Raw genomic sequence first — 22,951 nt, 5'->3', positions numbered from 1 at the left:
TATTGTTTTAAAATCAGTGATTTAAGTAGAAGTTCAGATTTGAGCACAATATTGACCTGAAGCACTAGCAAGGGGCATTTTGCTTGATACTGTGCAGGCTCTATTTAGGCTTGCTAAAATGGCTTATTCAATGGATCTATGTGGTTTAATACTCGTTAAACCTTTTTTGTTTTAACTGAAGGACAGTTTGCATGACAGACTCAGGCTTCCGGCTTAAAGGAAGCGTTGTTACAACCGTATTGTTAGAGATTCAAGCGTTCTCTTTAAACAGTATTATTGCTCAGCTTAAGAATAAAATTGAGCAGGTTCCGCATTTTTTTAACCAAGCACCTGTGATCATTGATATTACTAAGATGACACAAGAAGTTACCTATGAAGAACTTAATGGTTTGGTTATCGCTGTAGGGGAACTCGGGCTTGGTGTGATCGGCTGGCGTTGTGATGCTCAGCGGGTTCCAGAATGGCGAAATCAGTTATCCATTCCGTTATTGCCTGCAAGTAAAACTCGGCCGATTAACCCTCCTGCACCTATTGTGGCGCAAGAACATAATGCTGATGTTGTGGTGAAGACAGTTGTTGAGGAGCGCCTTGTTCCACAGACAACAAAAGTCATTGCTAAACCAATACGCTCAGGTCAGCAGGTATATGCAGAAGGTGACCTTATCATCCTTACACAAGTCAGTGCCGGAGCTGAGGTGTTGGCAGATGGCAACATTCATGTTTATGGGGCGTTGCGTGGTCGAGCGTTGGCAGGGGTTAAAGGGGATACAAATGCGCGTATATTTTGTAAAAGTATGGAAGCAGAATTGGTTTCTATCGCTGGTAATTTTATGCTGAGTGACGGCTTGCAAAATATTATTTGGAAAGAAAGCGCACAGGTGTTATTAGTTGAAGATAGTTTGGAAGTTCAGTCGCTTTAAACAGCTTTATAGTTGGACATTTAAGGTACGCTCATAGAAGTAGTATCGGAGGATATAGAATTGGCAAAAATTATTGTGGTCACTTCGGGCAAGGGTGGTGTTGGGAAAACAACATCGAGTGCCGCTATAGGGACGGGAATTGCGTTAAAAGGTTTTAAAACTGTCATCATAGATTTTGATGTGGGTTTACGTAATCTAGATTTAATCATGGGGTGTGAACGTCGTGTGGTGTATGACTTTGTAAACGTCATCAATAAAGAAGCCACACTGACACAAGCCTTGATTAAGGACAAACGCACCAAAGATTTGTTCATATTACCTGCCTCTCAAACCCGAGATAAAGATGCTTTAACGATTGAAGGCGTGCAGACGGTTTTAGAAGACCTTGCAAAAGAGTTTGATTACATCATTTGTGATTCACCGGCGGGCATTGAGAAGGGCGCTCAAATGGCTTTGTATTTTGCTGATGCTGCCATTGTTGTCACTAATCCTGAAGTATCTTCTGTTAGGGACTCAGATCGCATTTTGGGTATTTTACAGAGCAAGTCTAAGCGTGCGGAAGAAGGTCGTGAGCCAATTGAGGAGCATTTACTGCTAACCCGTTACCATCCTGAGCGCGTAGCCCTAGGGGAAATGCTAAGTGTCTCGGATGTAGAAGATATTCTAGCTGTACCATTAATAGGTGTTATTCCTGAGTCGGAAGCTGTGCTAAAAGCCTCTAACCAAGGTTCTCCTGTTATCTTGGATGTAGAGTCGGAAGCGGGTCAAGCTTATGTGGACGCTGTTGATCGCTTAATGGGCGAAGAAAAGCCATTGCGCTTTTTAGACGTTCAGAAAAAGGGATTTTTTAAACGATTGCTTGGGGGTTAATTGTGGGAATTTTTGATTATTTTAAAAATAGAAGTGAACCGAGTTCAGCCTCTGTTGCCAAGGATCGTTTGCAAATTATCGTTGCTCACGAACGTGGACGACGTCAGCAGCCTGACTATATGCCACAGATGCAGCAAGAAATTATTGATGTGATACGTAAATATGTAAATGTTGACAGTGAAGATGTGCAGATTCAGCTAGAAAATATTGAAGACTGCTCAGTGCTGGAGTTGAATGTAACCTTACCGGATCGTGCCTAGCCTTAAAGGTTTTGTCATTGATTTGGTTGCTGAGCGTCAAAGGCTGATGTGATGTATTGAAGAAAGCAAGGATTTGCTAGTCATGTTTTACCTTGAGTTTCAAAAGGTATGATGCGGTCTCAACTTTTAGATAGAGTAAAGTGAATGATACGGGTGCTATTAGGGGTGGTGGGTTTGGCTTCATTAGTGGCTTGCTCTCAACCTGATCAAACGGTTGAACAAACGACGAAACCACGCACCAAAGCGGAATTGCCGCTTAGCGCGAGTGATCCGAAAGCGATATTAGGTTCTCAGCTATTCTTTGATGAGAGCTTGTCGAAAGAAGGTAATCAATCTTGTGCGACTTGTCATGATATTTCTAATGCATTTGTCGATAAGCGAGGTGATGTTTTAGCGAGTGCAGTGTCATTAGGCAGTGATGGTCATTCCATTGGCACACGTAACACCCCGACTGCCGCTTATGCGGCTTTTTCTCCAGCATTTCATCAAATGGCTGATGGTGAATATCGTGGGGGGCAATTTCTAGATGGACGCTCTTCAAGCTTGGCGGATCAGGCGCAAGGGCCATTTATTAACCCGGTGGAAATGGCGTTAGAAAATGGTAGTCAAGTGGTTGCTAAAGTGAAACAAAACCCAGCGTATGTGACTCAGTTTAACGCCTTATATGGTGAGGACGTACTTGATGATCCGGAGCAAAGCTATGAAGTAGTTGCCGATGCCATTGCTAGCTTTGAAAAAACTGAATTGTTTATGCCTTTTGATTCTCGTTATGATCGAGCCTTACGAGGTGAAGTAACCTTCACACCTGAAGAAGAATTGGGAAAGACACTGTTTTTTTCTCAACAATTTACCAATTGTAACGCTTGTCACCAACTCAATCCGTCGCCTTTTTACGATCAAGAAACCTTTACGAATTACCAATATCGAAATATTGGTGTGCCGAGCAACCCTGCTTTGTTGGCTAAAAACAAAGACTTTATTGATAGGGGGTTATTGGATAATCCAGAAGTAGAGTCGTCATCGCAGATGGGTAAATTTAAGGTGCCATCTTTGCGTAATGTCGCGGTGACAGGACCTTATATGCACAATGGTGTGTTTCAAGATCTTCGTACGGTTATTTTATTTTACGATAAATACAATAATCCAAGCCGCAAGATCAACCCCGAAACGGGTGCGCTTTGGGCGGGCCCTGAAGTGGCAGAAAATATTGATTTCGAAAATTTAGAAATAGGACCAGCCTTAACGGATCAGCGTGTAGATGCATTAGTAGCTTTTCTTAAGACCTTAACTGACCAGCGTTATGAAGGCCTAATTTCTGATTAGAAATTAGGTGCTTCCTTATTGTTTTCACTGATAAAACTGGCCTCTAGAGGCCTTTTTTATTAGATTGTTTAAATGTTTTTGTGCGTGCTCAGTCGAGTCGCGAGACTAACTTGTTAAAGGAATATTTGATGAAATATGTACCATTAGGTCGTACCGGCTTAAATGTATCGAGAGTTTGTTTAGGAACGATGACTTGGGGCACGCAAAATACTCAAGCTGACGCTGATGAGCAAATAGAGTACGCCTTAGCGAATGGCGTGAACTTTATGGATACAGCTGAAATGTACTCTGTGCCACCTACTGCTGAATCTTACGGTAAGACAGAAACCATTATTGGCGATTGGCTGTCTCGTCATCCTGAGCGTCGATCAGAGTTTGTTTTAGCAACCAAGATAGCTGGCTCCGGTTTGTCGTATATTCGCGATGGCGGACCGATAACAGGACAAGCTGTAATTGACTCTGTTGATGCTTCCTTGAAGCGTTTGCAAACGGATTATATTGATTTATACCAATTGCATTGGCCAAACCGTACCACACCGCATTTTGCTAAGCATCTACCGGGTAGAGTTCGTTTTAGTGAAATTAATGCGGCTGAGCATTCAGCGCAAATGCTGGATATTCTGCAAGGGATCGATGCCTGTATTAAAGCGGGGAAAATTCGTCATTTTGGTTTATCGGACGATACTACTTGGGGAATTAATGAATATCTTAAGTTGAGTGAGGAGCATAACTTGCCGAGAGTCGCTTCCATTCAAAATGAGTTCAGCTTATTGCACGCGAAAGACTGGCCATATCTGATTGAGAATTGCTTGCATGAAGATATCGCTTATTTACCTTGGTCGCCCTTGGCAACAGGTTCATTGACCGGTAAATATCTTGATGGTCAGCGTCCCGATGGAAGTCGTTGGGGTTTTGCTCAGCGTCATGGCCTGTTCCGCGATACAAAGAATGCCGAGGAAGCTGTCCGTGGGTATGTGGAAGTAGCTAAGAAGCATGGTTTAACACCTGCTCAGCTTGCTTTGGCTTGGTGTGATCAAGTGGATGGGGTTACTTCAACTATTATTGGTGCAACCAACCTTGAGCAGCTAAAAGAGGATATGGGGGCGTTTGATCTGGCTCTGTCTGATGCTGTGCTAGAGGATGTTATGGCCGTCTTCAAAGACTATCCAGCACCTTTTTAATGAGTGATAAGCTTCCTATAAAGAGCGCAAATAGCGCTCTTTTTTTTGCTTTGGACGCCGCTTTATTCTGCAATAAAAACTGAAAAGCATAAAAAAACCCGATGCCAACGGCATCGGGTTTTTAAGAGTATTCGAAAGTTCTTAACGATTAAGCTTTTTCGTTTTTCTCTTTTTGAGCTGCAATAACAGTTTCTGCTACGTTTGAAGGACATGGTAGGTAGTGAGAGAACTCCATAGAGAACTGACCACGACCAGATGTCATCGTACGTAGAGAACTGATGTAACCAAACATTTCAGAAAGAGGTACGTCAGCTTTAATGCGAACGCCAGTTACGCCTTTCTCTTGGTCTTTGATCATACCGCGACGACGGTTAAGGTCACCGATTACATCACCAACGTGATCGTCTGGAGTGAACACGTCAACCTTCATGATAGGCTCGATCAACTGAGGACCCGCTTTCGGGATAGACTGACGGAAAGCGCCTTTAGCAGCGATTTCGAAGGCAATTGCAGAGGAGTCAACTGCGTGGAAACCACCGTCGTACAGCTCAACTTCAACGTCTAGTACTGGGAAGCCAGCTAGAACACCTTCGTCCATCATAGACTTAAAGCCTTTCTCTACTGCTGGGAAGAATTCTTTTGGTACGTTACCGCCCACAACAGAAGAAGAGAAAGTGAAGCCAGAACCAAGCTCACCTGGTTTGATGCGATAATCGATCTTACCGAATTGACCAGAACCACCAGATTGTTTCTTGTGCGTGTAAGTATCTTCAACTTCTTTAGTGATCGTTTCGCGGTAAGCAACCTGAGGTTGACCAACAACTAGATCTACACCGTAAGTACGCTTCAAGATATCCACTTTGATATCTAGGTGAAGTTCACCCATACCACGAAGGATAGTCTCGCCAGAATCTTGGTCCGTTTCTACGCGGAAAGTTGGATCTTCTGCAACCATTTTACCGATCGCGATACCCATTTTCTCGTTACCGCCTTTATCTTTAGGTGTAACAGAGATAGAGATTACAGGCTCAGGGAAAACCATTGCTTCTAATGTACAAGGGTTTTTAGGATCACATAGAGTGTGACCTGTTTGTACATTCTTCATACCAACGATTGCTAGGATATCACCTGCTTGTGCAGAACTGATTTCTTTACGGTCGTCAGCTTGCATTTCCACCATACGGCCAACACGCTCAGTTTTACCTGTGAAGCTGTTTAGGATGGTGTCACCTTTGTTGATCTTACCAGAGTACACACGTACGAAAGTCAAGGCGCCGAAACGGTCATCCATGATTTTAAACGCAAGTGCGCGGAATGGTTCGTCAGCAGATACGATTGCTTTCTCACCATTTGGATTACCTTCTTCATCAGTAAGATCCTGTGGGATAACATCAGTAGGGCTCGGTAGGTAATCAACAACAGCGTCAAGAAGAAGCTGCATGCCTTTGTTTTTGAAGGCAGAACCACAGTAAGTTGGGAAGAATGCTAGATCACGAGTACCTTTACGGATACATGCTTTAACGTCTTCTAAAGAAGGCTCTTCACCTTCCATGTAAGCCATCATTAGATCGTCATCTTGTTCAACAGCAGTTTCAATTAGTTTCTCACGGTATTCTTCTACCTGATCAACCATGTCAGCTGGAACATCTTCAACAGTGTAATTTTCTGGCTGACCAGAATCATCCCACACGTAAGCTTTACGGCTTAGTAGATCAACAACACCAACGAACTCATCTTCAGTACCGATAGGAAGTACCATGATTAGAGGTGTTGCACCTAGAACGTCTTCTACTTGCTTAGTAACACGGTAGAAGCTAGCACCTAGACGGTCTAGTTTGTTTACGAAGATGATACGAGCAACTTCAGATTCGTTAGCGTAGCGCCAGTTAGTTTCAGATTGTGGTTCAACACCACCAGAACCACAGAATACACCAACACCACCGTCAAGAACTTTCAAAGAACGGTAAACTTCTACTGTGAAGTCAACGTGTCCAGGTGTGTCGATAACGTTAAAGCGGTGATCTTTCCAGAAACAACTTACAGCAGCAGACTGGATGGTAATACCACGCTCTGCTTCTTGTTCCATGAAGTCAGTCGTAGACTCACCTTCATGTACTTCACCGATTTTATGGATAATACCGGTAAGTTTAAGAATACGTTCTGTAGTAGTAGTTTTGCCCGCGTCAACGTGAGCAAAAATACCGATGTTTCTGTATTTTGATAAGTCAGCCATTACATTACTCTAAATAAGTGAGGACGAAATTTGCGCGTTATTATACAAGACTTTTTAATCTCTAGTCAGGTATTTTGGCGCTATTCTATTATATTTTATGTGAATAAAGAAAGGGGTGCTGCAAAAGCATTTTAGAAAAGCCTAAATAGGCTGTTTATGACGCAAAAAATGTACAAAAACAGCCTGTCTGAGAAATGCTTTATCAGTCTCTACGTAATTTATCTGAAATCGCAATTGGGTTCGGATAGTTGAGGATAACAATATAAGTAGATAGGGCAAAGGTGAGGATCGCCGTCGCCTGAATGACATGAGAGGCCTCTTCGCCAATTAGTCCGATATTGGCCGCAAGGTAAGCAATCAATAATGAGAACTCACTCACTTGTCCAAGACGAAAGCCGACTTCCCAAGAGGTGCTGGCGTCTTCTTTAATCCCTTTGAGCAAAAAGCGAAAAACCACGGGTTTTACTAGCATGGAGCTGATCGCCAGAATAAGTGCTGGCACAATCACGAGGCCTAGTAGATCAAGATTAAAGCTGGCACCAATAGAGAAGAAGAACAGAATTAAGAAAAAATCTCTAAGGGGTTTCAGGTGGGTTGCAATGTATTGAGATATGGGGCTTGTTGCGAGTGCGACACCGGCAATAAAAGCCCCCATTTCGGCAGACAACCCCGCCACTTCAGCCAATACGGCCATAGATAGGCACCAGCCAATTGAAACTAAGAAGATGTATTCATGAAAGCGGTCGAAGCGGGTAATAAGCTTTAGCAGAATATATTTGACGAATAGAAATGCACCGCCTATCAACAAGGGTAAGCTTATCAATGGCATTAAATACTGCATGATGCCATTCGTTTGCGCGCTAGACATGCTGTACAAAACCAGCAGTACAGCAATGGCAATAATATCTTGTAACAGGAGTAAGCCAACCACAAGTTCACCGGTATGTTTATGGTGTAGAACCGTGGTGGGTAAAAGTTTGATGCAGACTATGGTGCTGGAGAACATCATCGCAATGCCGACGATAAGGCTCTCAGTAGCAGAGTACCCACAAAGGCTGGCGACCACATAGCCTAGCAAGGCAAATGCTGCTGAGCTGAGCAGAGCAATCCATGAGGCTTTTTTAAGCATATTAATGAGGTGGCTCGGTTGCATGTCCAAGCCTAATAGAAAGAGTAGGAAGATGATGCCTATGTGGCTCATTTCATCCATGAGTTTGGGTTCGTTAATCCACGATAAAGCGGAAGGGCCTAATAGTGCTCCTAGCGCTATGTAGGCGATTATCATGGGTTGTTTGGTGTAAAGTGCCAAGGAGGCAACAACCGCTGCTCCTGCAAAAATCAAAAAGAAGGAGTGTACGATTGATGCTTCCATTGTTTCCCCTTAACCTAGCCCCAAGAGCTATTGTTAACTTTTTTGCGACGAGTTAGCGGTAATAAGATACCAATTAAAAAACCGCCAAATAGCGTTGCAGCGCCTAACATAAACCACTTTTGATCTGTGGACTTTTGCAGGGCTAGCATGGTGTCTTGGGCTACTTGGGTTTGCGTTTTGAGGCTTTCAAGTTGATAGGCAATGTTGTCGTTTTGAGAAACGATAGTTTGTGCTTTCTCGGTAATGGCTTTGCTTTCAACTAAGCGCTCTTTCAAAGAAGTATTATCATCTTCCAAGGTGCTAATGGTTTGCATAAGCTCTTGTACCTTGCTTTGGCTGTCATTGAGCTCATTTTGGGCGTTGATCTTGCTTTCTGTGGCATTAGCAAGTTGAGCTTGTAAGCTAACGACTTGATCTCGCGTTACCGCCGTTTCACTTAAGAAATAATCCGCTACCCAGCCTTCGTTGCCGTCAGGGGTCCGTACTTTAGTGTGGCTGTCGCTGCGTTCTAAAACTTCAAGTGGTGTGCCGCTTTTTAAACCTCGTTCAACCGCGCGAGTGCTGTTGCTTTGTCCTTCACGAATAGCGACAAATTGTATGTCTGAAACATAAACTGTAGCGGAGTGTGCTGTTGCAGAGAGTATTACGCCAGCTATCAAGCTGGTTACATGTTTAATAGGCACATTAACTTCCTTTATTAATCAATCACTTTAGCTATTAGATACGATAATCATGGGGGAAGTAATACGCAATAGAAAAAGGCCCGAAAGCGGGCCTTTTATAAGGATTTTACAAAAAACAGTCGTTTCTAACGGCGTAGAAAGATAGGTTTGGGCTCTGCAACATCCCCTTGGTAAGCAATGGAAAATGGCTTGTGTAATTCCAGTGCTTTCTCAAGGTTTACATCTTCATTGAATTGGAAGCTGCTAAAGCCAACACGTAATAGGTAGCCTAACTGGTCTGGAATGAAGTTGCCTAGGGCGCGCACTTCACCTTTATAGTTGAATCTTTCACGTAGTAGGCGGGCGTAACTAAAGCCACGGCCATCCATAAATGCTGGGAAATTAATGCCTATCACTGAAAATTGGCTGAGGTCAGTGTCTGCCAAAATTTCTGTGCCGTCACCTGCTTCTAGCCAGATGCCTGCTACAGGACCAATAGTATCTTGATTTGCCAGCCAATGTTGTGCAGGAACAATGCTGTTTGCATCGGCTGTTAGTTCAGCATCTTGAAGCCACTGGAAAGTGTTTTCAACAATGGCGCCATTATTAATTAGTTTTGGCATAAGCGGCCTCTTTGAATGGAGTGATGCCTACACGGCGATAAGTGTCGATAAAGCGCTCGTCTTCGTGGCGGGTTTCAACGTATACATTCATTAGCTTCTGGATGACGCTGCTGATTTCTTCTTGTGCGAAAGATGGCCCAAGAATTTTACCAATGCTTGCATCATGACCTGAAGCACCACCGATAGAGATTTGGTAGAACTCTTGGCCTTTTTTATCTACCCCAAGAATACCTAAGTTGCCCACATGGTGGTGGCCACAAGCATTCATACAGCCAGAGATATTAAGGTCTATTTCACCAATGTCATAAAGGTAATCTAGATTGTCAAACGTATCTTGAATTTGTGCCGCAATGGGAATGGATTTAGCATTCGCTAGGGCGCAGAAGTCACCACCTGGGCAACAGATCATGTCTGTAAGCAGGCCTAACGTCGGAGTAGCAAAGCCAGCAATTTTAGCAGCTTCCCAAAGTTCCACCAATTGATCTTGGCGAACATCGGCCAATACTAGGTTTTGCTCGTGGCTAACGCGTAGCTCACTAAAGCTAAACTTATCGGCTAGATCTGCGGCTTTATGCATTTGCTCGGCAGTGGCATCACCCGGTGCTTGACCAGGCTTTTTCAGTGTCAAAGTGACAATGCGGTAACCTGCTTTTTTGTGCTCAAAGGTGTTGCGCTCATACCAGCGTGCAAAACCTGCACTATCAGCCAGTTTGCTAGCAAGGCTATTTGGCTTATCGGCTAACTCAAGGTAAGAAGGCTCGGTGAAGAAACCTTGTAAGCGATTGAACTCGTTCATTGGTACAGTGCTTTCTTTACCACGCAAATGTGCCCATTCGGCTTCTACGCGCGAACGGAACTCTTCGATGCCTAATGCTTTTACTAGAATCTTGATTCGAGCTTTATATTTGTTGTCACGACGGCCATGTTGGTTGTAAACACGAATGATGGCATCTAGGTAAGTTAAGATGTCTTCACGTGGCAAGAATTCCGTAATAGTAACGCCAACCATAGGTGTGCGGCCTAGACCACCACCAACAATAACTTTGAAGCCAACTTCGCCAGCATCATTTTTCTTAATGTGTAGGCCGATGTCGTGTACCTGTGTCGCTGCACGGTCAGCAGACTCAGTTGCATTTACCGCAATTTTAAATTTACGCGGTAAGAAGGCGAATTCTGGGTGGAAAGTAGACCACTGACGAATCAATTCACAGTATGGGCGTGGGTCAACCACTTCATCAGAGATAACACCAGCGTATTGGTCCGTCGTCGTGTTACGGATACAATTACCGCTTGTTTGTACGGCGTGCATTTGTACTTTTGCAAGCTCTGCCAAAATGTCTGGCACGTCTTCAAGCTTAGGCCAGTTCAATTGTAGGTTTTGGCGTGTACTAAAGTGACCATAGCCTTTGTCGTAGCGATTACTGATGTCAGCTAATACTCGCAATTGATCGCTAGAAAGCATGCCGTAAGGGATAGCGATGCGAAGCATTGGCGCATAACGTTGTACATAGAGTCCATTTTGTAAGCGTAAAGGAAGAAACTGCTCTTCGCTAAGTTCTTCGTTTAGGTAGCGACGAGTTTGATCTCGAAACTGTGCTACACGCTCTTCAACAAGCTGTTGGTCAATTGCGTCGTATTGATACATAGAGGAATAAACCGTGTTTAGATTATATAAGTAGGTATATCTTAGCAAAAATCCTATATTCTAAAAATGAATATTTATCTATATCTTTAGGTGTTTTACTAATAAGCCATATTGACCATTGTATTCCAATGCGAGATAAGGATGAAATAAGTAAAAATACCTTAGTTTTTTACTTGGTCTTTGGCTTTGTCTAACAACTGCGGTAAGATAGCCTCATTCGTTGTTTTAGAAGAATTTAATAGGGTGGTTATGAACATTACGATTACTGATGGTGCCCAAGAGTATCTTGCTTCTTTGCTTGAAAAGCAGGGCGTAGAAGGAATTGCTGTACGTATTTTTATTCAGCAGCCTGGCACACCTTATGCCGAAACCTGTTTGGCTTATTGTCGTCCTGATGAAGTAAACGAGACAGATGAAATTTTAAACTTGCCAAAACTGAAAGTTTACATCGAGAAAAACTCTGTAAACTTTTTAGACGAAGCGTTTGTGGATTATGCGACGGAAAAAATGGGCGGTCAGCTGACCATTAAAGCGCCTAATGCAAAAATGCCAAAAGTTACGGCAGATAGTCCGATTGAAGATCAAATTAACTATGTGCTGTATTCTGACATAAACCCAGGCTTAGCAGCGCACGGTGGTGAAGTAAGCTTGATCGAAGTGGTTGATGGCGACACGGCCGTGCTTAAATTTGGCGGTGGTTGCCAAGGTTGTAGTGCCGTAGATTTGACGCTTAAAGAAGGTGTTGAGAAAACCCTTATCGAAAAAGTGACCGGTCTAAAGGCCGTTAAAGATTCAACCGATCACAGTGTTACAGATAATGCATTCATGTAATTAGGCCAAGTGCTAAAATACGAAAAAGGCGACCTTAGGTCGCCTTTTTTATGTCTTATAAACGCTTAGGCGCCTCGTTGACGATTAGGTAGGCTCGTGCGCAAGGCGGTGGCCATATCAGTTAAAGTCTTTTCAGTCGATTCCCAGTCAATACATGCGTCGGTAATAGAAACGCCGTATTCGAGATCCGCTGTATTGGCAGGAACTTTTTGGTTGCCCCAGCCAATGTTACTTTCGATCATCAGGCCCATAATAGAGTTATTACCATCTAGAATCTGTTGCGTTGCATCTTCAGCCACACTGATTTGGCGCTCAGGTTTTTTATTGGAGTTCTCATGAGAACAATCAATCATAATGTTGTGGGTCAGCTTAGCGGCCGTCAGTGCTTCTTCACTTAGGGCAACATTCGCAGCATCGTAGTTTGGTAAACCGTTACCGCCGCGCAATACTAGGTGGCCGTAGGCATTACCTTTAGTATTGACAACACTTACCTGGCCACTTTCATTGATGCCAAGGAAAGAGTGTGGGTGAGAAACGGATTGCATAGCATTAACCGCAACTGCCATTGAGCCATCGGTACCATTTTTGAAACCGACAGGACCTGAGAGACCAGAAGCCATTTCACGGTGAGTCTGTGACTCTGTAGTGCGAGCGCCAATAGCTGACCAACTGATCAGATCTTGTATGTATTGCGGTGAGATAGGGTCTAGTGCTTCGGTGGCTAATGGCAAGCCCAACTCAGCAAGATCAATCAGGAGTTTACGACCAATGCGTAAGCCTTTATTGATGTCAAAGGTGCCGTCAAGGTTCGGGTCATTAATTAGGCCTTTCCAACCCACCGTGGTGCGTGGTTTTTCGAAATAGGCACGCATAATAATAAATAGAGAATCATCCAGCTTATCAGCAAGTACTTTTAGGCGTTTAGCATAATCAATTGCTGCTTTAGTGTCATGAATTGAACATGGACCAATAACAATGGCCAGACGGTGGTCTTTACCGTCCATGATGTTTTTGATGGTCTCACGGGATTCAGACACGTGTTGGCTAATCGCATCAGTAACCGGTAACTCTGACTTAAGTTCCGTTGGTGTTACCAAGCTTGAGAAGGAGGCAATGTTTAAATCCTCTAAATTAGTGTTGCTCATTACTGGGAGTCCTGCTTTTCGTTTGTAGTGTATGCGGCACACAATATCGTGTTTTACGATGCTTATGAACCGCTTTTAGGTGATTTCTTAGAAGAAAAGATATTTTATGCCAAAACTCATTAAAGCTGTGGCGAGAATTGGTTGTAAAACATGATTTGGGACAAAACTTGCGATGCGAGTGCCTAAGTAAATAGTTGGTATTGAACCAATTAATAAGCCCGCTAAAAGATAATAATCTACGTTGCCAAGCAGTAAGTGTCCAACCCCTGCCACCAGTGTTAAAGGTACAGCGTGGGCGAGATCGGTCCCGACAATATTTTTTGCGCGCATTACAGGAAATAAAATCATCATGATAGCGGTGCCCAGGGCGCCAGCACCAACCGAAGTCATAGTGACCAAAGCACCTAAAACGATGCCGCAGAAGAAAATGACACGATTGCTCTTTTGTTCGGACAGATTAATTTTGAAATGGCGGGTTAGGCGTTTTCTAAATAGGATCACGACCGCTGTAATGAGCAGCATGAGACCCAGTGTTGCGGTAAGGATTTCTTGGTAGTGATCAGGCTTTTCAAATCGTGATAACGCCCAGACAGTTAAAAGTGAGGCAGGAATGCTGCCAGCGGCCATGGCGGCCACAACATTCCAGTTAACATTACCGCGCTTGGCGTGCATGAAAACCCCAGTACTTTTCGCTATACCGGCATACATTAAGTCTGTACCAATTGCTATGTGAGGTGGAAAGCCAAACAATAGCAGGAGAGGTGTCATCAGTGAGCCACCACCAACCCCCGTGATGCCGACTGCTAAACCCACTGCCGCGCCTGCGAAAATATACCAAAAAAATTCCATTGCAACCCATCTTTAAATGATTTTAGCTGGCAACACTAGATGTTTTTCTCTATTCTATAAAGTAATATTTTCTTCTGTTTTTAACTCTTTTTCGAATAAGGTAGCCGATGAAGTTACAGCAACTTAGATATATATGGGAAGTGGCGCGACACGATTTGAACGTATCGGCTACCGCACAAAGCTTGTATACCTCTCAACCTGGGGTCAGTAAACAGATACGTTTGCTGGAAGACGAGCTGGGCGTTGAGGTTTTTGCACGCAGTGGCAAGCATCTCACCCATATTACGCCAGCGGGCGAAAAGATTATTGAGTTGGCGGGTGAGATATTAAATCAAACCCACAACATTAAACGAGTCGCTAAAGAGTTTAGTGATGAGCGTAAAGGCTCATTGGATATCGCAACCACCCATACGCAGGCGCGCTATGCGTTGCCGAAAGTTATTAATGAATACATTGCAGACTACCCGGATGTGGCTTTGCATATGCATCAAGGTACACCTATGCAGATTGCTGAAATGGCAAACGATGGGTTGGTAGATTTTGCGATTGCTACCGAAGCGCTGGAAATGTTCGGCAATTTGGTGATGTTGCCATGCTACAAATGGAATCGTTCTGTGGTAGTGCCGAAAGACCACCCTCTGGCCAAGATGTCTCCTTTAACATTGGAGGCGTTAGCAGAATACCCGATTGTCACTTATGTGTTTGGCTTTACAGGTCGATCACAATTGGACTTGGCTTTCCAAGAGGCTGAATTGGAGCCTAATGTTGTCTTTACTGCTGCCGACTCGGACGTTATTAAAACCTATGTGCGTTTAGGGCTAGGGGTCGGGATCGTTGCTTCCATGGCTTATGATGAAACGCAGGACAGTGATTTGATTGCTTTAGATGCTGCTCATTTATTTGAAGACAGTTGTACTAAGATAGGAATCCGCAGTAATACTTTTATTCGTGGCTATATGTACAAGTTCTTAGAATCTTTTGCCCCCCACTTAACCAAAGATAGAGTGATGGCGGCAATGGAAGCGGGTAATCGACAAGATGTCGAACTGCTGTTTGAAGGAATTGAGCTGCCACGACATTAAATCGGCAAGCTCCTTTCATTAAAAACCACAGCCTAGGCTGTGGTTTTTTGCTTCTAAGTACGATTTAGATATTAGTTTTGTAAGCTTAAGGCCAGTTGAGCAATGCGTTGTCCTTGCGCTTCGCAAAGGCTCTTTTCGTCTTCACTCAAGTTGCTTTCACTTTGGCTGCTAGCTAAATGGCTGGCGCCATAGGGAGTGCCACCTGTTGTAGTTTGTATCAATTCTTTATTTCGATAGGGCAGGCCTGCCCACACCATGCCGTGATGAAGTATCGGCGTCATCATGCTGTGAAGGCATTGTTCTTGGCCGCCGTGCATGGTACTGGCACTGGTAAAGCCACAGGCGGGTTTGTCTATTAGGCGACCTGTTAGCCAAAGTGTGGACGTTTGGTCAATGAAGTGCTTTAGCGGTGCCGCCATGCTGCCAAAATAAGAAGGGGAGCCAAGTGCTAAGCCCGAACATTCTGCCAACTCTTCTAGTGTGCAATAAGGGGCGCCTTCCTCGGGAATAGCTGGGCTGGCCACTACGGTAGTGTCCGCAACGTCTGGTACTTGGCGAATTTTGGCTTCGATGTCGCTGACTTTATTAACGCCACGGGCAATGTGTTTGGCCATTTCGGCAATTGAGCCGTGTTTGCTATAAAAGAGTATGAGAATGTACGGGCTAGTTTGCATTAGAAAAGTTCCAAAACGGCTTCAGGTGGACGTCCGATTTTAGCTTTGCCTTGATGTATAACGATAGGGCGCTCAATTAGGCTAGGGTTGTTTGCCATGGCGTTAATTCGCTCTTCATCACTGCTGTCTTTATTTAAACCGAGTTCTTTGTACAAAGCTTCCTTGGTGCGCATTAGCTCAATCGGCTGGATAGCTAGCTGATCTAGCAGGGTGTGAATTTCTTCGCTGCTTGGAGGTTCTTTTAAATACAAGCGTACTTCGGCAGTAATGCTTTGGTCGGTAAGTAGTTGTAGCGTTTGACGGGATTTGGAACAGCGAGGGTTGTGATAAATAACAGTCATCTTTTGCTCTCTTTGGTATGTCTAGAATGGTACTTAGGGGGAGAGTGGCTCACCCCCTAAGCAGTCAAAGCTAGCCGCGGTTGGCTAAGATAAAGTCAACGGCTTCTGCCATTGGTACGTCTTGGTTTTCGCCTGCAGTACGAGATTTGTATTCAAGTTGGCCTTTATCGAGACCTTTATCACCCACCACTAAGCGGTGAGGAACACCAATCAATTCACAATCTGCAAATTTCACACCAGGGCGCTCTTTACGATCGTCAAGAATGACATCTAGCCCTTGTGCGCTGAGTTCTTGGTAAAGGCGCTCACACTCATTGCGAACGGCTTCAGACTTATCGTAGTTCATGGCGATTATGGCAACATCAAAAGGGGCGATACTGGCAGGCCAGATAATGCCTTTATCATCGAAGTTTTGCTCAATTGCAGCGGCCACCACGCGGGATACCCCTATGCCGTAACAGCCCATTTCCATCACTTGCGCTTTGCCATTTTCGTCAAGCACAGTGGCTTTTAGGGCTTCAGCATACTGTTGGCCTAGTTGGAAAATGTGACCCACTTCAATGCCGCGTTTGATGACAATTGTGCCCTTACCATCCGGAGAAGGATCACCCTCAACCACGTTGCGAATGTCAGCAACCTCAAATTCAGCGCAATCTCTCGCCCAGTTTAAACCGGTAAGGTGGTAGTCGTCTTTGTTGGCGCCGGCGCAGAAATCCGACATGACCGCAGCACTTCTGTCAACCACAATACGGATGCCTTTTTCCGCTAAGCCTTGTGGGCCAATAGAGCCTGGTTGGCAACCGATTTGGTCGATGATGTCTTGCTCGCTGGCAAATTCGAAAGGCTCAACGATACCGGCCAGTTTTTCGACTTTGATCTCATTGATTGTATGATCGCCTCGTAATACTAAGGCAACAATTGTCCCTTGGTCGTCTTCTGATTGACCTTTCACTAGCATGGTTTTAACTGTGTTGGTGACGTCAAGTTTTAAAAACTCAGCCACTTTAGCAATGGTTTTACAGTCTGGCGTGAAGACTTCGGTTACTTCTTGGGTCGCTGGGTCCGCGGCGGCTTTTAAGCAGACCGCTTCGGCCAATTCAATGTTGGCCGCAAAGTCTGATGCATCGCTGAAGGCGATGTCATCTTCACCAGAGTCCGCTAGCACATGAAATTCATGAGAGTGAGCGCCACCTATACTGCCTGTGTCTGCCAGCACTGGGCGGTAGTCAAGTCCAATGCGATCAAATACATTACAGTAAGCTTGATGCATCACATCATAAGTTTGCTGCAAAGAGTCTTGATTTACATGAAATGAATAAGCGTCTTTCATGCTGAACTCACGAGAGCGCATTACGCCAAAGCGTGGGCGAACTTCGTCACGAAATTTTGTTTGAATTTGAAAGAAATTCAGAGGCAGCTGTTTGTAGCTGGTGATTTCGTTACGTGCGATGTCAGTGATGACTTCTTCGTGAGTTGGGCCAAGGCAAAAGTCACGACCATGACGATCTTTTATGCGCAGCAATTCTGCGCCGTATTTTTGCCAACGACCAGACTCTAACCACAATTCTGCTGGCTGAACCACTGGCATGCTAACTTCTAAAGAGCCAGCTTTTTCCATTTCGTCACGGACGATGTTTTCAATTTTACGTAATACCCTTAGGCCGGTCGGCAGCCACGTGTAGAGGCCTTTAGATACTTGGCGAATCATTCCTGCTCGTATCATTAGCTGGTGGCTGGCGACCACAGCATCGGTTGGGGAGTTACGTAATGTTGAGTATAAATAGTTGCTTGCGCGCATGATAAATAAGTCTGTTTTAATAATGAGTGATGTTTAGCCGGCGAATCTAGGTTCGGTCTGGCCTTGTGCATTTACTTCCAAAGCAAAAATACCTCCCGCTTGCGGGAAGGCTTCCAACTCTTCAGTTGTTTGAGCTGAACGACAGGTACTGACGAATAAAGTTTTCATCTCAGGGCCACCGAATGCCACCATGGTGGGGTAAGTCGCGGGCACGCTATGTTCTTCCAATATCTCACCTGCAGGGCTGATCTTAACAACACGTTGGCCTTGGTATAAAGCACTCCAATAATTGCCGTCAGTATCTACTGCACCGCCGTCTGGGCGACCATTACCACGAGGGAATTCTACAAAGACACGTTTGTTGGTGGCAGCACCTGTTTCTAGGTCGTAATCAAATTGATAAATCACATGATTAGGTGTGTCGGAATAATACATGGTTTTGTTGTCTGGGGAAAAGGCAAGGCCGTTTGATGTCCAGGCTGCTTGATCCAGAATTACAGTTTGTCCTTTGCTGAACTGGTAAAGCGCGCCTTTAAAGGCATCTTTCGGCGCGTACATAGTGCCAGCCATAAAGCGACCTTTGGCATCACAGCGGCCATCGTTAAAGCGTGTGCTTGCTTGGTCGTAGTCGGCTAACCAATAAGGAGTCAGCTCGCCGTGAAAGTCAATGAATGTGTAGACGCCACTGCGGAAAGCGGCAATGTATCCGCCATTTTGTCTGAGTGAAAAGCAGCCGATTTCTTCATCAAATTCACGGCTATCAAGTTGTTTTGTTGCTGTGTTGTAAGCGTGAAGTTTGAATGAGTCAATATCAACAAAGTATAGTGTTTGCGTGCGCTCATCCCAACGTGGACATTCGGCGAGTTTTGCTTGTGCGTCTAAGATACATTGCACATCAGTCATGCTGGCTCCAGTTCGTTGTAGAGTTAGATTATAGGGGTGCTATAGTGCTTATGAATGCCATTTTTGTAAAGTGAGAATATAAATATGTTTGAATTGAATGCCGTGTTAGAACGTGACTCTATATTAGTGGGGAACTTCCCGTTGAGTCAGCTGAGATTGATTAATGATTGTCAGTTTGTTTGGTTTATTTTAGTCCCTCAGCGAGATGAGATTACCGAGATCTATCAGTTGTGTGAAGAAGACAGGCAGCAGCTAATGGCAGAGAGTTGCCTGTTAGCGGAAACTCTTCATGATGCTTTTTCCGCTGACAAGCTAAATGTTGCCGCTCTCGGTAATCAAGTGCCGCAATTGCACTTGCATCATGTGGTTCGTTATACCACGGATGCCTGCTGGCCTGGGCCTATTTGGGGGCGTTTGCCGGCTATTTATTATACAGAGGCGGAATTGGCAAATATATTGCAAAAGGTACATTCATTACTAGGTGATGATCTGATTTTGCCTGGTACTAAGCAGAGCTAAGGCAAGCGCTCAAGCTCTTACAAAGTATCTTATGCAGTGGAATACGCTAACTTGGAAAGCATGAATATGAGTATAAGCAGAAGAAAAAAAGCCATTCAAAAAGTTGTTAAACTACTTAACTTGGCCACTTCTACCAACGCCAGTGAATCCGGTGTTGCATTACGCCATGCCGAGTCATTGATTGGTCAGTACGCTATTTCCCAACGGGAATTGCCGATGTTGCAATTATGCGATCGTTCTATGTTGTATAAAGTAAGCTGGGGGAAAAATGCTTTCAAGCAAACTCCCAAGGCTGAGGCAAAAGTGAAAGCTGAATCTTCTGTTTATCAGCGTCGCTTTAGTGAAAAAACTGCATCAAGAAACTCTGTGGACAGTGCTAATGCTTACGCATCTGCAAAAACAATTTTAGACGACCTTGAGTCTCACTCTACTAATGAAGCAATCCTAGATGCTGACATCTCGGAAGAGATTGTAACGGAAAGTGTCTCTGAAAAAACCGATGCGGAGTCAGTCTCTATTGAAGAGGTGTCTGCAAGAGCAGAACAGTCAATAGCGGATCTTGATGGTTCTGCGCCGCAGGAAGAGGAGCTTACTATTAGTGCTGGCGCTGACAATGTCATCGATGCTTCGCAAGCGTTCCGTCCAGCTGGTTTTGACTTTACCCAAACGTTAAAGAATCAATATGCGGCCAGTAATCCTGATGTACCTTTTTCAGAAGACGCCTATTGGTCAGAAATAGAAGAAAAGCTTGCGGCCTTTGATGAAGGTAAAGTCCAAGCGCAAATTGATAACCTAAATGCTCAACTGGCTTTGGCGAAAGAAAACTTACAGATCAAGCGTCAGCAAAGAGCAAAGCAAGAGCAAGAAGAAGTGCTTGAACGATCTGAGCGTGCTCGTATAGAGCTAAGTTTTGAAGAAGCGATTGAGCGTGCTTTTCAGGCCCGTGCTGTTGCATATGAAGTGTGGGAAAAAGAATGTAGCCGTATCCGTATGGATAAATTGAAAGATGAACAAGAAGCTGTAGAAGGTTTTGAGTGTGTTCAGCAGTCCTTAAAGGAGCAGCAAACGGCGCTAGACCAATATGAGCAGCGTAAGGCCGATTATCAGGCGGCTAAGATCATGCATGAGTTGCGTCATCACCTTGCTTTGGCAGCGAGTGGTGAAGACGGCGCTGAGGTTTCCTTCCAAGCAGTTATTAATAGTATGTCTGAAAATGGTCTTTCCCTAAAAGATCTGGAGTTTTCGGATATTAAGAATAAGAGTTTGTTTATTCGCCTACTAGAAAAAGAGTCTGCGTCTATCGCTGATGTGCATGAACGAGAAGAGCATACGGAAAATATGCTTGAGAAATTTCTATCGGCGAGCTTAAAACAGCGCCAAACGCGCAAACATGAGAGCCCACTACAAAAAATACATGCTTTGCTGTCGGTTGCAAATGAGGGTGGGCAGTTTGAAGCGCAAAAAAGTCTTGAGCAGGTTGTCCACCTGATGTCGGTGAATAACATTGACGTTCGCGATATTGGTTATCAGCACATCCGTAAATACTCTGTTTTTATTCGTCTGATCAACTGGCAGGCTGAACAAATTTCTGTTTTGTCTGAGCGTGAGAGGTTCACTGCGAAAATTCTTGAGGAATACGTTCAGTTCTCCGTTAAGCCTACTGAAATGGAGTTTAACCAACAAGCTAACTGATCATTCTCGAATTGCTTTGTCTAAAGATACCGCCTATTCATTTGCATGATAGGCGGTATCTTTGCTTTTAATTACCTGAAAAGCTTTCTTTGCGCAGTCGCTTCTTTTAACATTTCGCTTTCGATTTAATTCTAGTACTCAGCAGGAGAGAGGCATGAGCATAATTAAAGAAAGTGATCTGATCGATAGTGTGGCGGACGCCTTACAGTTTATCTCCTATTATCATCCTCTAGACTTTGTGAATGCGGTTCACGAAGCTTATGAAAGAGAAGAGAGTCCAGCGGCAAAGGACTCTATGGCGCAAATCTTAATTAACTCTAGAATGTGTGCCGAGGGCAAGCGGCCAATATGCCAAGACACGGGGATCGTAACCGTATTTATTAAAATTGGCATGAACGTTCAGTGGGAAAGTTCAAAAAGCGTTGAAGAGATGATTAACGAAGGTGTCAGTCGCGCCTACACTCATCCGGATAACGTACTTCGTGCTTCTATTCTTGCAGACCCTGCTGGGGCTCGTAAAAATACGAAAGACAATACCCCTGCGGTTATTCACATGGAAGTTGTGCCTGGTGACACGGTTGAGGTTCATGTGGCGGCTAAAGGTGGTGGTTCAGAAAACAAATCTAAGCTTGCTATGCTTAATCCGTCCGATGATATTGTTGAATGGGTTAAGAAAACCGTACCTACAATGGGGGCGGGCTGGTGCCCACCAGGTATGTTAGGTATAGGTATTGGTGGTACTGCTGAGAAAGCTATGGTGATGGCGAAGGAGTCCTTAATGGAACCTATCGATATTCATGAGCTTAAAGAACGCGGTCCACAAAACCGAGTTGAAGAATTGCGTTTAGCGATTTTCGAAGCGGTTAATAATTTAGGTATTGGTGCCCAAGGTTTAGGTGGTTTGACGACAGTGTTAGATGTCAAAATCATGGATTACCCAACCCACGCGGCGTCTCTTCCTGTTGCTATGATTCCAAACTGTGCTGCGACACGTCACGCTCACTTTGTATTGGATGGATCGGGACCTGCGGATCTTGTGCCGCCGTCATTGGATGATTGGCCAGAAATTACCTGGGAGGTTGGTGAGAGTGTTCGTCGTGTTAATCTTGATGAAGTAACCCCAGAAGATGTTCGTGAATGGCAACCGGGAGAAACCATTCTTCTGAATGGTAAAATGCTAACGGGCCGTGATGCAGCTCATAAGAAAATGGTCGAAATGATGGCCAATGGTGAAGAGCTGCCTGTTGATCTTAAAGGTCGCTTCATCTATTACGTAGGTCCAGTAGACCCTGTGAAAGATGAAGCGGTTGGCCCTGCGGGACCAACAACTTCTACTCGCATGGATAAATTTACTCATAAAATGCTTGAGAGTACTGGCTTGTTAGGCATGATTGGTAAAGCTGAGCGTGGTCCTGTGGCTATTGAGGCAATCAAAAAATTCGGTGCTGTGTATATGATGGCAGTTGGTGGAGCGGCATACCTTGTCTCTAAAGCCATTCAGAAAGCAGATGTAGTTGCGTTCCCTGAGCTTGGTATGGAGGCAATCTATGAGTTTGACGTCGTCGATATGCCGGTAACGGTAGCAGTGGATTCTGCGGGTACTTCAGTTCATATAACGGGGCCTGCTGAATGGAAGGCTAGAATTGAAGCGCAAACGTTAGAAATTAAATAATTCCAATAATTTAATTCAGTATCTAAAAAAGCCGACAATACGGAATCTGTATTGTCGGCTTTTTCGGATCTAGGTAAAGCTTTAAAAGCGAATGTGCTTCGTTAAAGTGGGTAGGGAGAGTGGCGTTAGCAATTTTATTTTCTCTTTTTGAAATTAGTGGTTGCGCACCAATAAAATGTCTGTATTATACACGACCTCAGCCACGCACTTGATGTGGCAACGCTCTTTAAAATAGATAATCAGATAATTTGTGTGGGCGCTCGCTGGAGACTTCAGAAGATCGACTTACTAACTTTGGTTGGTGGTTGATCAAAAAAATTGAAGTCTTACGAGACGTCAAACACGTCAATTCGCTT

At 44.3% G+C, this 22,951-nt stretch carries 21 protein-coding genes; 10 read left to right on the top strand and 11 right to left on the bottom strand.

The genetic code is table 11. The features are described 5' to 3' along the window. The first annotated feature begins 191 nt into the window (after positions 1–191). The 5 genes from minC to ABJF92_RS00130 all read left to right on the top strand — a co-directional run bounded on the left by minC (position 192) and on the right by ABJF92_RS00130 (position 4,554). A complete protein-coding gene (gene minC / locus ABJF92_RS00150) occupies positions 192–920 on the top strand; it encodes a septum site-determining protein MinC (RefSeq protein ID WP_446813828.1) in 729 nt (242 codons plus the stop codon). A 60-nt stretch (positions 921–980) separates the two neighbouring features. Next, a complete protein-coding gene (minD, locus tag ABJF92_RS00145) occupies positions 981–1,790 on the top strand; it encodes a septum site-determining protein MinD (protein ID WP_446813827.1) in 810 nt (269 codons plus the stop codon). A gap of 2 nt (positions 1,791–1,792) precedes the next feature. Further along, positions 1,793–2,050: a cell division topological specificity factor MinE gene (minE, locus tag ABJF92_RS00140; RefSeq protein ID WP_445976279.1), complete on the top strand. Its 258-nt coding sequence runs from the start codon at positions 1,793–1,795 to the stop codon at positions 2,048–2,050. Positions 2,051–2,194: 144 nt separating this feature from the next. Next, positions 2,195–3,373 carry a cytochrome-c peroxidase gene (locus ABJF92_RS00135; protein ID WP_446813826.1) on the top strand — a complete coding sequence of 393 codons (1,179 nt, stop codon included), beginning with the start codon at positions 2,195–2,197 and terminating at the stop codon, positions 3,371–3,373. Positions 3,374–3,501: 128 nt separating this feature from the next. After that, on the top strand, positions 3,502–4,554 hold the full coding sequence (locus tag ABJF92_RS00130) for an aldo/keto reductase (RefSeq protein WP_446813825.1): 1,053 nt from the start codon (positions 3,502–3,504) through the stop codon (positions 4,552–4,554). A 148-nt stretch (positions 4,555–4,702) separates the two neighbouring features. Here ABJF92_RS00130 and fusA read toward each other — a convergent pair whose 3' ends face one another. The 5 genes from fusA to ABJF92_RS00105 all read right to left on the bottom strand — a co-directional run bounded on the left by fusA (position 4,703) and on the right by ABJF92_RS00105 (position 11,089). Continuing rightward, on the bottom strand, positions 4,703–6,787 hold the full coding sequence (gene fusA, locus ABJF92_RS00125; protein WP_446813824.1) for an elongation factor G: 2,085 nt from the start codon (positions 6,785–6,787) through the stop codon (positions 4,703–4,705). Between the two features lie 202 nt (positions 6,788–6,989). Further along, positions 6,990–8,159, bottom strand: a complete 1,170-nt coding sequence (locus ABJF92_RS00120; protein ID WP_446813823.1) for a cation:proton antiporter domain-containing protein — start codon at positions 8,157–8,159, stop codon at positions 6,990–6,992. Between the two features lie 14 nt (positions 8,160–8,173). Beyond that, a complete protein-coding gene (locus ABJF92_RS00115; protein ID WP_446813822.1) occupies positions 8,174–8,842 on the bottom strand; it encodes a TIGR04211 family SH3 domain-containing protein in 669 nt (222 codons plus the stop codon). A 125-nt stretch (positions 8,843–8,967) separates the two neighbouring features. Then, entirely contained in the window at positions 8,968–9,444 is a 477-nt protein-coding gene (locus tag ABJF92_RS00110) for a DUF934 domain-containing protein (protein ID WP_446813821.1), read from the bottom strand. Then, positions 9,428–11,089, bottom strand: coding sequence for a nitrite/sulfite reductase (locus ABJF92_RS00105; RefSeq protein WP_446813820.1), 1,662 nt, complete (start codon positions 11,087–11,089; stop codon positions 9,428–9,430). The genes ABJF92_RS00110 and ABJF92_RS00105 overlap by 17 nt, the downstream gene beginning before the upstream one ends. 249 nt (positions 11,090–11,338) lie before the next feature. Here ABJF92_RS00105 and nfuA point away from each other — a divergent pair, with 249 nt between their 5' ends. Beyond that, on the top strand, positions 11,339–11,920 hold the full coding sequence (gene nfuA / locus ABJF92_RS00100; protein WP_446813819.1) for a Fe-S biogenesis protein NfuA: 582 nt from the start codon (positions 11,339–11,341) through the stop codon (positions 11,918–11,920). Positions 11,921–11,985: 65 nt separating this feature from the next. On the opposite strand, the gene ABJF92_RS00095 is transcribed toward nfuA, so the two are convergent. Both ABJF92_RS00095 and ABJF92_RS00090 read right to left on the bottom strand, forming a co-directional pair. After that, positions 11,986–13,065 carry a 3-deoxy-7-phosphoheptulonate synthase gene (locus tag ABJF92_RS00095; protein ID WP_446813818.1) on the bottom strand — a complete coding sequence of 360 codons (1,080 nt, stop codon included), beginning with the start codon at positions 13,063–13,065 and terminating at the stop codon, positions 11,986–11,988. Positions 13,066–13,152: 87 nt separating this feature from the next. Then, the gene (locus ABJF92_RS00090; RefSeq protein ID WP_446813817.1) at positions 13,153–13,914 is read right to left on the bottom strand and encodes a sulfite exporter TauE/SafE family protein; all 762 of its coding nucleotides are present in this window, start codon (positions 13,912–13,914) and stop codon (positions 13,153–13,155) included. A 107-nt stretch (positions 13,915–14,021) separates the two neighbouring features. Here ABJF92_RS00090 and cysB point away from each other — a divergent pair, with 107 nt between their 5' ends. Continuing rightward, positions 14,022–14,996 carry an HTH-type transcriptional regulator CysB gene (gene cysB / locus ABJF92_RS00085; protein WP_446813816.1) on the top strand — a complete coding sequence of 325 codons (975 nt, stop codon included), beginning with the start codon at positions 14,022–14,024 and terminating at the stop codon, positions 14,994–14,996. A 71-nt stretch (positions 14,997–15,067) separates the two neighbouring features. Here the strand turns inward: cysB and wrbA are convergent, their stop codons facing one another. The 4 genes from wrbA to ABJF92_RS00065 all read right to left on the bottom strand — a co-directional run bounded on the left by wrbA (position 15,068) and on the right by ABJF92_RS00065 (position 18,712). Continuing rightward, the gene (wrbA, locus tag ABJF92_RS00080; RefSeq protein WP_446813815.1) at positions 15,068–15,670 is read right to left on the bottom strand and encodes an NAD(P)H:quinone oxidoreductase; all 603 of its coding nucleotides are present in this window, start codon (positions 15,668–15,670) and stop codon (positions 15,068–15,070) included. Next, entirely contained in the window at positions 15,670–16,011 is a 342-nt protein-coding gene (gene arsC, locus ABJF92_RS00075) for an arsenate reductase (glutaredoxin) (RefSeq protein ID WP_446813814.1), read from the bottom strand. The genes wrbA and arsC overlap by 1 nt, the downstream gene beginning before the upstream one ends. A gap of 70 nt (positions 16,012–16,081) precedes the next feature. Continuing rightward, entirely contained in the window at positions 16,082–17,809 is a 1,728-nt protein-coding gene (locus ABJF92_RS00070) for a proline--tRNA ligase (protein ID WP_446813813.1), read from the bottom strand. 33 nt (positions 17,810–17,842) lie between these two features. Then, positions 17,843–18,712, bottom strand: coding sequence for an SMP-30/gluconolactonase/LRE family protein (locus tag ABJF92_RS00065; protein WP_446813812.1), 870 nt, complete (start codon positions 18,710–18,712; stop codon positions 17,843–17,845). An 84-nt stretch (positions 18,713–18,796) separates the two neighbouring features. Here ABJF92_RS00065 and ABJF92_RS00060 point away from each other — a divergent pair, with 84 nt between their 5' ends. From ABJF92_RS00060 to ABJF92_RS00050, 3 genes are all read left to right on the top strand, one after another. Beyond that, positions 18,797–19,231 (top strand): HIT domain-containing protein, encoded by a 435-nt coding sequence (locus ABJF92_RS00060; RefSeq protein WP_446813811.1) that lies wholly within the window; start codon positions 18,797–18,799, stop codon positions 19,229–19,231. A 66-nt stretch (positions 19,232–19,297) separates the two neighbouring features. Next, positions 19,298–20,923 carry a DUF2786 domain-containing protein gene (locus ABJF92_RS00055; protein WP_446813810.1) on the top strand — a complete coding sequence of 542 codons (1,626 nt, stop codon included), beginning with the start codon at positions 19,298–19,300 and terminating at the stop codon, positions 20,921–20,923. 154 nt (positions 20,924–21,077) lie between these two features. Continuing rightward, positions 21,078–22,595, top strand: a complete 1,518-nt coding sequence (locus tag ABJF92_RS00050; protein WP_446813809.1) for a fumarate hydratase — start codon at positions 21,078–21,080, stop codon at positions 22,593–22,595. The last annotated feature ends 356 nt before the right edge of the window (positions 22,596–22,951 follow it).

This window comes from Marinomonas sp. (assembly GCF_039940335.1).
In the GTDB taxonomy this organism is placed as follows: domain Bacteria; phylum Pseudomonadota; class Gammaproteobacteria; order Pseudomonadales; family Marinomonadaceae; genus Marinomonas.
This window is presented reverse-complemented; position numbering and strand designations above follow the sequence as displayed.